A 12,246-nucleotide genomic window follows, 5' to 3' on the forward strand; every position below is an offset into this window, starting at 1 on the left:
GGGTCGAGGGTCAGTAGCCGGTGGTCAGCACGTGATCGAGAGCGTCGACGAAGACGTCGACCGACGCCTGCGTGACCACCAGCGGCGGCTTGATCTTCAGGACGTTCTGGAAGTCGCCGGTGGGCTGCATGATGACGCCGAGCCCGAGCAGGCGGTCGCAGATCGCGGCGGTCTCGGCGGTGGCGGGCTCGAGCGTCTCGCGGTCGCGGACGAATTCGACGCCCACGTACAGCCCCGAGCCGTGCACGGTGCCGATGATCTCGTGCCGGCGGCCGAGGTCTTCGAGGCGCTGCTTCAGGTGTCCGCCGACGACCCGCGCGTTCTCCTGCAGGCCCTCCTGCTCGATCACGTCGAGCACCGCCATACCGATCGCCGACGACACCGGCGAGCCGCCCGTCGACGAGAAGAAGTACCCCTGCGTGCGGTAGCGATCGGCGACCTCGCGCCGCGTGATCACGGCGCCGAGCGGGTGCCCGCCGCCGATCGACTTCGCGACGGCGACGACGTCGGGCACCGCCCCCTGCTGCTCGAAGCCCCAGAACCACTCGCCGAGCCGTCCGTAGCCGACCTGCACCTCGTCGGCGATCGCGAGGCCGCCGTGGCGCCGGATCGCGGCATAGACCTCGCGCAGGTAGCCGTCGGGCAGGGCCACCCCACCGGCGTTGCCGAAGTACGTCTCGGCGATCATCCCGGCGGGAGGGCGACCGGATGCCGCGAGCTCGTCGATCACCGCGACGGCCTCGGGGGCGTAATTCACGGCATCCGGTCCGCGGTGCTTCCCGCGGTAAGAGTTGGCGGCGTCGACGGTGTGCACCCACTCGGGGCGGGTCTCGAGCGCGAAGGGGTTGTCGGCGATCGAGGTCGACACCGCATCGCTCGCGTACGTCCAGCCGTGGTACGCCTCGCGCATCGCGACGATGTCGGGGCGCCCGGTCGCGGCCATCGCCAGGCGGATCGCGAGGTCGGTCGCCTCGGAGCCGGAGTTGACGAAGAACACGGTGTCGAAGCCGTCCGGGAGGGTGGCGGCGATGCGGTCGGCGAAGTCGGTGATCGCGCGGTAGTGGAAGCGCGAGTTGGTGTTCAGCAGGTGCATCTGGCCGGTGCCGGCCGCGACGACGTGCGGGTGGGCGTGACCGACCGAGGCGACGTTGTTCACCATGTCGAGGTACACCCGCCCGTCGACGTCGATGAGGTGCTCGCGCCACCCGCGCTCGATGCGCGGTGGGGCGGCGTAATAGTGCTCCTGAACCTCGGCGAGCACCTCGTGTCGTCGGGCGAGCACGTCGTCGGTCTCGGGGTGGGGCGCCGAGATGCCGAGGGCGGCCCCGGGGTCGCCGGCGAGCTCGCGCCACGCGTCGGCGAGCGCGCGTGTCGTGCGCGGCGGCGGAACGTGGCCGTCGAGGAGCCGGCGCACCGACAGGCGCGTGCGCGCTGGAAGGACCCCGGATGCCGTGCCGGCGGGCACCCCGTCGACCGTCAGGGTCCCGGCATCCGACGTCAGGGTGCGCGCGTCGCCCTCCGTCCCCGCGACGGCGTCGAGTGTCACCGGCTCGGCGAGCCACACGAGCAGGTCGGTCGGCACCGTCTCGGCGGTCGAGGGGAGGGGCGTGGTCGTCCCGGTGAGGCGCGCGCGCCACGCGGAGACGGTGACCACGTCGGCGCCCGCGTCGAGGGCGGCGAGGGCCGCTTCGTCGAGGGTGGCCGCGTCGAGCCATGCGCCCGCGTCGTTCAGCGGCGACTCGGTCGAGGCGTCGAGCTCGACGTGGCGACCCAGCGCGAGCACAGGGGCGCCGGTCCACGCGGGCCGGGCGGCGCGCGTCCGGCCGAGCGCCGCCCGGGTCGCCGCCGTGAGGACGGGGATGGGAACGGATGCCGCCTGCACGAGGATGCGGAACTCGCGGTCGAGCGCGGTGCTGGCGTAGTCGTTCTCGTCGTCGAGGCGCACCTGCGCCCGTCCGCTGAGCACGAGCACCGCGCCGCGGAGGATGACGAGCGGCCAGAGCGCGGTCAGCTCGTCGTCGGAGAGATCGCGCACGCGGTCGAACGCGCGGATCGCGGGCAGGGCGCTCTCGGGGGTCGCGCCGTCGTGGTGCAGCACCGACGAGACGGTCACCGCGATCTCGCCGACCCGCCACGACGCGCACACGTCGCCGAAGTCGATGACGGCGTCGGGCACCGCGGCGCCCGGGGCGCGCAGCACGTTGTCGTCGGTGACGTCGAAGTGCCCGGCCTGTACGGGCAGGGTCTCCTGCACCGGCGCGAGGGCCGCGCGGGCGGCGTCGGCCGCGCGCTGCACGATCGTCCGCACCTCGGCATCCGGTTCGAGGGGGAGCAGCGTGTCGATGACGCGCCCGGCGTGACGGAGGTCCCACTGCAGTACGCGGCCGCTCGCGGGGTGGGTGAAGTCGGCGAGCGAGAGGCTGACCGCACCCGACAGGGCGCCCATGCTCTCCACCACCGCGGGGGAGAGGTAGCCCGACCCCATGAGTGTCTGCCCCGCGATGTTCTCGATCACGCGGGCGTGGATGCTGCCCTGGCTCGACTCCCACCAGGCGGACATCGCGCCGCGCGGTCCCTCGACGATGCGCGGGATGCGCACGTGCGGGCTGCGCTCGGCCACGAGGGCCGCCGCGGCATCCTGCATCTCGATCTCGGCCTCGCTGAAGACGGGGTTGCTGAGCTTCAGCACGCCCAGCGGCTCGGCCCGGCCGCGGAGGAAGACACGGAAGTTCTGGTCCTGCTGGCTGCCGAGCGCCTGCACGTCGACGTCGACGCCGAAGGTGTCGGTGAAGAGCCGGCGCACCTCTTCGTCGGAGAGCGTCGGGGTGGGCAGGTCGACCTGGCTGAAGTAGTCGAAGACGGGGGTCGGGGCTGTCTCGGTCACGGTGTGTTCCTCGGGTGATTCGGGCGTCACAGGGGAGAGTCGGATGCCGTGGCGACGGCGCCCGCGACGGCTCCGTCGGCGTCGCGGACGACGACGACGACCAGCGGGCCGTAGGGCGCGATCCACTCGCTCACGGGCTCACCGTACGGCTCGGCAGCGACCTCGGCGGTCAATCGGCCGTTTTCGAGACGCGCGGGGATACGGACGCCGTCGATGAACAGGGCGGCGTCGACGGCCGTCGCCCCCGCTACGGTGGCGGTGACGCTCACGCGCCCACCCTCGCGCACGACCCCGTCCACCGTGACCGACAGATCGCCCGCGGCCGCCGGACGCGCGTCGGTGAAGAGCGCCTCATCCGTCAGGGCGGGGGTGCGCGGGGGCGTCGTGCGGCGCTCGCCGAGTGCCGTGATCGCCTGTGCGAGCTGCACGAGGCGGGTGTCGCTGTACGCGGGGCCGGCGAGGGTCAGGCCCACCGGCATCCGGGTGTCGGCCATGGTTCCCATGGGGACCGTGACGGTGGGGATGCCGAGGTGGCGCGGCACGAGATTGCCGTTGGAGACCCACACCCCGTTGCGCCACGCGACGTCGGCCGCGGCGGGGTTCACGTCGGCGTCGGCGGGGCCCACGTCGGCCTGGGTGGGGAAGACGACGGCGTAGAGGCCCTCGGCTTGCATCCACTCCTCGAAGTCGACGCGGCGCGTGTGCTCGAGGCCGCGGAGGCCCTCCTCGAGGCTCGCCACACTCTTCCAGTCGGGTTCCCACTCCCGGGCGCGGGTGACGTACTCGCCGATGTCGTACGAGATGTCGTAGTGCCAGATGCCGTAGCGGTCGGGCAGGGCTCCCGGCGGGTGCGGGAAGATCAGGGCGGCGTCGGCGTCGGCGTCGGCGAGGCGGGGGAGTCGCGGGTCCGCGTTCGTGCGCAGGAACGTATCCATCGCCCAGACCGCCAGGTCGCCGACCTCGTCGTCGAGGAAGGCGCGCGTGACGAACCCGCGGTCGAGGAAGTCCTCGTCGCCGTCGTGCAGCTTCTCGTAGCGGTCGACCGCGGGGAAGTCGGTCTCGACCACCTCGGCGCCGGCGGCCTCGAGGTCGGCCCGCAGGTCGTTCCACAGCGCGATCACGCTGTCGCGCGTGACGATGGGCGAGGCGTTGTCGGGGTCGCCGTTGACGTAGATGCGCGGGACGGCGAGGCGCAGACCCGCGAGCGGCAGCGGCTCGAGGGCGGCGAACGAGGCCGGACGCACCTCGGACGGCCGCGGGAGCTCGATGAACGGCTGCGTGCGCCACAGGTCGCCCTCCGTCTCGGGGTCGTCGACGACGACGGCGTCGAGCACGTGCATGAGGTCGCCGACCGATCGCGTGTGCGGCACGACGACGTCCATGGTCGGCACGAGCGGCCAGTTGCCGCGCACCGAGATCACTCCGCGTGAGGGCGTGTAGGCCACGAGGGCGTTGTGCGAGGCGGGGGCGCGACCCGACGACCAGGTCTCTTCGCCCAGGCCGAAGGCGCAGAAGCTCGCCGCGGTGGCGGTGCCCGACCCGTTGGAGGAGCCGGAGCCGAAGGCGGACGCGAGATAGTCGCCGTTGTAGGGCGATTCGGCGCGGCCGTAGACCCCGCGCTGCATGCCCCCGGCGGCCATGGGCGGCATGTTGGTGAGCCCCAGGAACACGGCGCCGACCGCGCGCAGGCGCTCGACGGCGAAAGCGTCGTCGCCCGCGATCAGGTCGCGGAAGGCCGGGGATCCGGATGCCACGGGCAGGCCCTCGACGCGGTAGCTGTCCTTCGCGGTGAAGGGGATGCCGTCGAGGGGGCCGAGCGTGCGCCCCTGTGCGCGGCGTAGGTCGGAGGCGCGGGCCGCGGCGAACGCGCGGGGGTCTAGCACCGGCACGCTGTTGAGGCGGATGCCGGAGCGGTCGTAGGCCGCGATGCGGTTGAGGTAGCGCGCCACGAGCTCGACGCTGGTGATGTCGCCGGCGTCGAGTGCTCGGCGCAGACTGTCGACGTCGGCGTCGACGACGGTGAAGGCCTCGGAGGTCATGGCAAAAACCTACACTGTTTGTTTTACGGTTTCGAGAGGCAATTCCGGATCGCGGAACCACTCAAGCCCCCGCGGCAATGGCTACCGCTCCGACGCCAGGGCCTGACACGATTCCCGGATGGATGCCACCACCGATGAGTCCGCGCTGCTGCCCGATCGACCGAGGGTCGACGCGCGCCGCCCCATCGCCCTGATCGTGGGCGTGATCGCGACGGTGCTGTTCGTCGCGCTGCGTCTGGCCGTCGATCTCGACGGCGGAGCGCCGCTGGCCTTCGATCAGTGGTGGGACGACACGATGGCCGCGCTGGCGAATCCCGTCGGGGTGATCATCGCGTGGGTCCCGGCGATCGTGGGCGGCACGATCGGCATGATCGTGATCGGCATCTCGACCACCATCGTCTTCCTCTTGATCAAGCGCCCCTGGGACGCCCTCAACGTCGCGGGGGCGATCGCGCTCGTCGTGCTGATCGGCGCTCCGCTCGCGGCCGTGATCGCGCGCGCCCGGCCGTCCGACTCGCTCGCCGAGACCCAGGCGACCTCCTTCCCCTCCGGCCATACCGCCGTGGCGACGACCATCGCGATCACGCTCGCTCTCATCCTCCGACGCGGGTGGATCTGGGTCGCCGGGACGGTGTGGGTGCTGCTGATGATGTGGAGCCGCACGTACCTCCACGCGCACTGGCTCTCCGACGTGACAGCGGGCTTCCTCGAGGGTGTGGCCGTGTCGACGCTGGTGTGGGCGCTGGTCGAGGTGTGGAGGGTGCGCCGCGCGCAACGGGTGGTCGACGCGACCGCCTGAGCGCTATCGTGCCCGGATGACTTCCGCCTCCGCCTCCGCTTCCGCCGCCGCCGACAAGGCGCAGGATTCCACCGCGTTCCGCGTGGCGGCGCGCGTCGGCTACGTCGTCCTGGGTCTGCTGCACCTGCTGATCGGGGTGATCGCGATCTCGATCGCCACCGGCACCGGCGGCGGCGGTGACAGCGCCGACCAGAGCGGCGCAGTGGGGCAGGTCGCGAAGGCCCCCGCCGGGATGGTGCTGCTCTGGGTGATCGTGATCGGTCTCGCCGCCCTGGCGGTCTGGCAGATCGCCGAGGCGATCGGCGAACGCGACTCCGACGTGAAGAAGCGCTGGGCGCACCGAGCGAAGGACGTCGGAACCGCGGTCGCCTATGGAGCGATCGCGATCACCGCCTTCACCGTCGTCTCGGGGGGCAGCTCCGATTCGTCCGAGCAGTCGCGCACCATGAGCGCACAGCTGTTGGCGACGCCCGGCGGCATCGTGGTCCTGGTGATCATCGGTCTCGCGGTGGCCGTCATCGGTGTCGCCTTCATCGTCCGCGGGTTCACCAAGGCGTTCATGAAGAACATCTCGAGCCCCGGCGGGACCGCGGGTCGCGGCATCGAGACCTTCGGCATGGTGGGCTACATCGCCAAGGGGATCGCGGTGGGTGTCGCGGGGATCCTGTTCCTGGTCGCGGCCTTCGCACACGACCCGAATGCGGCGGGCGGGCTCGACGCGGCGCTGCGCTCGCTGGCGGGGCTGCCGTTCGGTCAGATCGTGCTCTGGCTCGTGGGCGCCGGCCTCGTCGTGTACGGCCTGTTCTGCTTCGCCCGCGCGCGTTACGCGCGCATGTGAGGCCCGCCCGCGTCACGCGCGCAGGTGCGCCGGGCGTTCGGTGCGTGGGTGAGCCGGGTGTTCGGTGCGCGGGTGAGCCGTGTGCTCACTGCGCGGGTGAGCCGTGTGCTCACTGCGCGGGCGAGCCGGGTGCTCACTGCGCGGGCGGCCGGGCTCCCGCGATGAGCAACGACAGGCCGAGTTCGAACGCGCGCGTGGCGACCGGGTCGGCCGGGTCGTGGCGCGAGAGTGCGGCATAGGCCGCGGCGAACCGGGGGACGTCCTCTTCCTGGCCGGAGGGGTCGAACATCACCGAGGGGCCGGTCATGTCGAGCACGCTGCCGATGATGAACGACTCGAAGGCCGTGAGCAGCGGCAGGATGTCGTCGCTGGACCATCCGACGCGCTCGGCGGCGATCGCGAAATCCTCGTACTGCGTCATCAGTAGGGGGGCCGACGAACTCTGCGACATCAACAGGGGGATGGCCTTCGGATGCCGGCGGAAGGCGTCGCGGTAGGAACGCGCCCACAGCAGCAGGCCCTCCTCCCACTCGCGCTCGCGCAGGTACGAGGAATCGATGCGCGCCGAGACGAGCGCGCGGACGTCCTCCACCAACGCGGCGAGATTGGGCACGTGGTTGTAGAGCGAGGTCGGGTGCACCTTGAGGCGGTCGGCGACGCGGCGGATGCTCGCCCCCTGGCTGCCGTCGCGGTCGACGAGGGCGAGGGCTGCGCGGGCGATGGCGTCGCGCGAGAGCTTGGGCTGGGTCGGCCGGGGCACGGCGGGCCTTTCGGTCGGGTCCGACCACGCTACGCGATGTCGTGTGTCCCGAGCGTGCAAGGGGTCCGTGACGAGTCGGCGAAAAGGTCGGGTCGGTCCACCGCCTCCCAGGCCGCGGGGGAGAACGCAACCCTCGCCGCGCATTCAGGTGGGGCGGGTATCACGGGGGTCCACTCACCTCGACGAGGAGACCCATGACCACCGCCACCCTCCTGCTTCGCGCGACCGCGGCCACGGTCGGGGCGTTCGCGCTCGCCGCGCTCGCCGGCTGCACGGCCGACCGACAGACGGGTGCCGGGGCTCCCGCTCCTGCGCCCTCCTCCGTCGCGCCACCGACGTCGACGTCGACGAGTGGGGCGCTCGATCTCGGAACACCGCCGACCAGGGTCGTCGGAGGGCTCACGACCCCCTGGTCGGTGGCGGTCGTCGGCGAGAGCGCGCTGGTCAGCCAGCGCGACACGGGGGAGGTGCTCGAGATCGTCGGGGACGCGACGAGGGTGGTCGGCGAGGTGCCCGGTGTCGCCCCGCGTGGCGAGGGTGGCCTGCTCGGGATCGCCGTCCGCGACGGCTACCTGTACGCGTACGCGACCACGACGGACGACAACCGCGTGCTGCGGCTCCCCCTCGAGGGTGAGCCGGGCTCGCTGCGCCTGGGTGCCGACGAGATCGTCCTCGGCGGCATCCCCTCCGCGAACATCCACAACGGCGGGAGGATCGCCTTCGGCCCCGACGGCATGCTGTACGTCACCGCGGGCGACGCCGCCGACCCCGACGCCGCGCAGGACCCCGACGCGCTGGGAGGGAAGATCCTCCGGGTGACGCCCGCGGGCGAGATCCCCGCTGACAACCCGTTCCCGGGATCGCCGGTGTGGAGCCTCGGGCACCGCAACCCGCAGGGGATCGGATGGGATGCCGCGGGGACGATGTACGCGTCGGAGTTCGGGCAGGACACCTGGGACGAGCTCAACATCATCGAGCCGGGTGCGAACTACGGGTGGCCCGAGGTGGAGGGCATCGACGGCCGCGAGGGTTTCGTCGACCCGGTCCAGCAGTGGGCACCCGCCGACGCCAGTCCCAGCGGTCTCGCCGTCGTCGACGGCTCGGTGGTCATCGCGAATCTCCGCGGCCAGCGGCTGCGGGTCGTTCCGACGGCCGATCCGTCGAGCGCGCAGGAGTACTTCGTGGGCGAGTTCGGTCGCCTGCGTGATGTCGTGGTGTCGCCGGGCGGCGACCTCTGGGTCGTCACGAGCGACACCGACCGCGCCGGCGGGAGCGACGACGAGATCCTCCGCGTGCCGCTCGCCCCGGCCTGAGGTCAGAGACCGGCGACGATGCGTCGGACGCTCTCCCTCGCGAGGCCCGGGGGGACCGGTCCGAGGTCGAGGGCGCGGTGGAGGGACAAGCCCTCCACGACGGCGTCGAGGATGCGGGCGGTCGTGGCGTCGAAGTGCCGCTCGAGGGCGGAGCGACTGCGCGTCATCCAGTCGGTGGTCAGCGTGCGGTAGCGGGGGTCGTGCGCGGCGAGGGTGTAGAGCTCGTGCGTGAGCACGAGGTCGCGCCGATCGCCGAGGAGGTCGTGGTCGATGTGCGCGACGAGGGCGTCGAGAGCGTCGTCCCGCGTGCGGGTGGAGCGCATGCGTTCGTCGATGCGGTCGCTCACCGCGGTCGCGAAGCGCGTGAACGCCTCGTGGATCAGTTCCTCCATCCCGACGAAGTGGTAGGTCATCGACCCCAGCGGCACGCCGGCGGCCGCCGCGACCTTGCGGTGCGAGATACCCGCGACGCCCTCGGCGACGATGACCTCGAGAGCCGCGTCGATGATGCGATCGCGTCGCTCGGGGTCGTTCCGCCTCCCCTTCGAGACGGTGTCGTCGGTCACCCGATCTCCCGCACGACGCGAGCGGGGTTGCCGACGGCGATCACGTTCGCCGGGATGTCACGGGTGACGACCGCGCCGGCACCGATGACGGAGTTGTCGCCGATCGTGACACCGGGGCACACGATCACGCCGCCGCCGAGCCACACGTTGTCGCCGATGGTGATCGGCTGCGCGGCCTCGAGCTTGTCGCGTCGCGGCTGGGGCTCGATCGGGTGCGTCGGCGTGAGCAGCTGGACGTTGGGCCCGAGCTGGCAGTCCTCCCCGATGCGGATCTCGGCGACGTCGAGCGCGGTGAGGTTGTAGTTCACGAAGGAGCGCGCACCGAGGTGGATGTTCTCGCCGTAGTCGACGAACAGCGGCGGTTTGACGTAAGCGTCCTCGCCCAGGGTGCCCAGCAGATCCTCGAGGTGCGCGCGGGCTGTGTCGGGCGCGGTGGCGGATGCCACCTGGTAGGCGTGCGTCAGCTCGAGCGCGCGCTGCGCGAGGCGCGCACTCTCGGGGTCATCGGCGATGTAGAGCTCGCCCGCGAGCATGCGCTCGCGGTTGGTGCGGGGGTCGCCGGCGAAGTGATCGATGGTCATGCACGCACCCTACGCCATGTGTACGATCGTACGCATATGGTGCGCCGCGTCTCACGCGCGGGAGGCGCGGCGGGGTTCGAGCCCCCGCCTAGGGTGTGAGCACCGTCACACCCGCCTCGGCGAGAGCGGCCGCGAGATCGGGCGAGGGCGGGGCGTCGGTGACGAGGTAGTCGGCCTTCTCGAGCGGTGTCACCTGCGCGAAGAGACGGCGATCGAGCTTGCTCGAGTCGGCGAGGATGACCGTGCGGTCGGCGCGCTGGATCATCTCGCTCATCATCGTCGCGTCGCCGAGATTGCTCGTGGAGTACCCCGAGGCGTCGACCGCGCCCACGGCGATGACCGCGTAGTCGCAGCGGATGTCGACCTCGGTGGTGTTCGAGTTCATCGCGAGCGTGACCGGGCCGGTCGTCGCCTGTGTGATCGTGCGGACGGCCCCGCCGAAGATGTAGAGATCGCGGAAGACGCTGGGGGAGATCTCCGCCGGGATGCGCAGGTTGTTCGTCGCGATCGTGAGGTTGCGGTGACTGCGCAGCGCCCGGGCGACCGCCAGTGTCGTCGTGCCGGCGTTGAGCATGAGGACGGAGCCGTCCTCGATGAGCTCGACGGCGAGGGCGGCGATGCGCTCCTTCTCGGAGATCTGCATCTGGAGACGAACGTCGAGGCCGCGATCGCGGCCGGGTACCGACATCGCGCTGACCGCGCCTCCGTGCGTGCGGACCACGATGCCCTCGCGGTCGAGCTGATCGAGGTCGCGCCGCACGGTGTCGATCGACACGCCGAAATGGGAGGCGAGATCGACCACGGTGACCTGACCGGATTCGGCGACGTACGCGGCGAGTTCCGCTTTGCGTCCCGCGGGCAGTCGCCGCTTCGTCATGGCTGTGGGTGCGTCCATGCCGTCATCTTTAGCACAGCGCGGCATCGGAACGGAGTCGAAAATCGAGAAAAACGCAAGAATCGGCACTGATCCTGCAGGATTTGCCGTTTCGGGTGCACACCGATGCCCCTATTGTCACGAATCTGCATCAGCGCCTTGACGATCGCTGCACGTCGGCGCATACTCTTGCTTAAAGCAGCAAGAACGCGCAGAAGAGCGCGAAACAGTGCATATCTCAACGAGGAGAAACGATGGACAACAGCGGGCGCCGGCGTCGGAACGCCATCAAGCTCGTCGGTGTCGCAGCAGCGGCCACGACCCTCCTGGCGATGGCGGGGTGCTCGTCGAACAGCACCGGAACCGCCGCAGACGGAGGAGACGTCACGATCGAGTTCGCCCAGTGGTGGGAGCCCGAGCTCGGCGATGGCGAGTTCCGCGGTCTCATGGACCAGTTCGAGCAGGAGAACCCCGGTATCAAGGTCGATCTGGTCAGCGGCCCGTACGCGTCGACCAAGGAGCAGCTCTTCGCGGGCGCCGCCTCCGGCACCATGCCCGACGTCGTCGGTCTCGACGGTGCCTGGGTGAGCGACTTCGCCAAGCAGGGCGTGATCGCCGACCTGACGCAGCTCATGAGCGAGGCGGGGTACGACGACAGCCAGCTCGCCAGCCAGATCAAGGTCGACGACAGCACCTACATGATCCCGGTCGTCAACTTCGTCTACCCGATGTTCACGAACGACGGCCTGCTCTCGCAGGCGGGTGTCACGGCTCCGCCCTCGACCCGCACCGAGTTCGCGGACGCGGCCAAGAAGATCACCGCCCTCGGCGGCGACGTGTCGGGATGGGTGCTCCCCCTTTCGCTCGAGGCGCCGAACGGCGTCCAGAACGACGTCATGTCGTGGGTCTGGGCCTCCGGCGGTTCCATGCTGAAGGACGGTCAGCCCGACCTGACCAACTCCGACGTCGCCGACGCGACCGACTACATCCAGCAGCTCTGGTCCGACGGCGTCATCGCACCCGGTTCCTTCACCATGAAGGAGCAGGACAAGGTGGAGGAGTTCACCAACGGCCGCGTGGGCATGATGATCGACTCCCTCGCGCACATCAACCTCATCCGCGAGTCCAACCCCGATCTGAAGTTCTCCATCTCGGCGATCCCCGCCGAGGACGGCTTCTCGGGTGAGCGCGGCATCCCCTACGCCTCGTGGGGCATCGGCGTCGCCGAGAACTCCGAGCACAAGGACGCCGCCTTCAAGCTGGTGCAGTTCCTGATGGGCAAGGACGTCAACAGCGAGCTGTCGACGATGGCCAAGGCGTTCCCCGGCAACACCGAGAGCGTGCCGACCTTCGTCGAGGACGACGAGCTGTTCAAGACGGCGTTCGAGATCTACAAGGACGGATACCCCGCGAACGAGTTCACGGGTCTGCCCGTCGCCGAGGAGCTCATGCGCCAGTTCGGCACGCAGTTCCAGTCGGCGCTGGACGGTCAGCAGTCGATGAGCGACGCGCTCACCAAGACGCAGGACGAATGGACGTCGGAGTTCTGATCCGACGCTGATCCGGGATGCCGCATCGCCCCCCGCGGTGCG

General features: G+C 70.8%; 9 protein-coding genes and 1 pseudogene. 4 read left to right on the plus strand and 6 right to left on the minus strand.

The features are described from left to right. Positions 1-10: 10 nt before the first annotated feature. Both QRO03_RS12045 and QRO03_RS12050 read right to left on the minus strand, forming a co-directional pair. On the minus strand, positions 11-2,884 hold the full coding sequence (locus QRO03_RS12045) for an aminotransferase (RefSeq protein WP_285137739.1): 2,874 nt from the start codon (positions 2,882-2,884) through the stop codon (positions 11-13). A 359-nt stretch (positions 2,885-3,243) separates the two neighbouring features. After that, positions 3,244-4,923 (minus strand): annotated as a pseudogene (locus QRO03_RS12050) (amidase); the annotation flags it as partial. Between the two features lie 118 nt (positions 4,924-5,041). Here QRO03_RS12050 and QRO03_RS12055 point away from each other — a divergent pair. Both QRO03_RS12055 and QRO03_RS12060 read left to right on the plus strand, forming a co-directional pair. Further along, positions 5,042-5,722 (plus strand): phosphatase PAP2 family protein, encoded by a 681-nt coding sequence (locus tag QRO03_RS12055; protein WP_285137740.1) that lies wholly within the window; start codon positions 5,042-5,044, stop codon positions 5,720-5,722. A gap of 16 nt (positions 5,723-5,738) precedes the next feature. After that, on the plus strand, positions 5,739-6,560 hold the full coding sequence (locus tag QRO03_RS12060) for a DUF1206 domain-containing protein (protein WP_285137741.1): 822 nt from the start codon (positions 5,739-5,741) through the stop codon (positions 6,558-6,560). Between the two features lie 133 nt (positions 6,561-6,693). On the opposite strand, the gene QRO03_RS12065 is transcribed toward QRO03_RS12060, so the two are convergent. Beyond that, complete coding sequence (locus tag QRO03_RS12065) at positions 6,694-7,320, minus strand: TetR/AcrR family transcriptional regulator (RefSeq protein WP_285137742.1); 627 nt, start codon at positions 7,318-7,320, stop codon at positions 6,694-6,696. 194 nt (positions 7,321-7,514) lie between these two features. On the opposite strand from QRO03_RS12065, the gene QRO03_RS12070 reads away from it, so the two are divergent. Beyond that, positions 7,515-8,633 (plus strand): PQQ-dependent sugar dehydrogenase, encoded by a 1,119-nt coding sequence (locus tag QRO03_RS12070; RefSeq protein ID WP_285137743.1) that lies wholly within the window; start codon positions 7,515-7,517, stop codon positions 8,631-8,633. A 2-nt stretch (positions 8,634-8,635) separates the two neighbouring features. On the opposite strand, the gene QRO03_RS12075 is transcribed toward QRO03_RS12070, so the two are convergent. The 3 genes from QRO03_RS12075 to QRO03_RS12085 form a co-directional block, all read right to left on the minus strand. After that, positions 8,636-9,199, minus strand: a complete 564-nt coding sequence (locus QRO03_RS12075) for a TetR/AcrR family transcriptional regulator (protein WP_285137744.1) — start codon at positions 9,197-9,199, stop codon at positions 8,636-8,638. Beyond that, positions 9,196-9,780 carry a sugar O-acetyltransferase gene (locus tag QRO03_RS12080; RefSeq protein WP_285137745.1) on the minus strand — a complete coding sequence of 195 codons (585 nt, stop codon included), beginning with the start codon at positions 9,778-9,780 and terminating at the stop codon, positions 9,196-9,198. The genes QRO03_RS12075 and QRO03_RS12080 overlap by 4 nt, the downstream gene beginning before the upstream one ends. 88 nt (positions 9,781-9,868) lie before the next feature. After that, on the minus strand, positions 9,869-10,675 hold the full coding sequence (locus QRO03_RS12085) for a DeoR/GlpR family DNA-binding transcription regulator (protein ID WP_285137746.1): 807 nt from the start codon (positions 10,673-10,675) through the stop codon (positions 9,869-9,871). Positions 10,676-10,908: 233 nt separating this feature from the next. On the opposite strand from QRO03_RS12085, the gene QRO03_RS12090 reads away from it, so the two are divergent. Beyond that, positions 10,909-12,204, plus strand: coding sequence for an ABC transporter substrate-binding protein (locus tag QRO03_RS12090; RefSeq protein ID WP_285137747.1), 1,296 nt, complete (start codon positions 10,909-10,911; stop codon positions 12,202-12,204). Positions 12,205-12,246 lie beyond the last annotated feature (42 nt).

The sequence above is a fragment of the Microbacterium sp. lyk4-40-TSB-66 genome (assembly GCF_030209475.1).
Classification (GTDB): Bacteria; Actinomycetota; Actinomycetes; order Actinomycetales; family Microbacteriaceae; genus Microbacterium.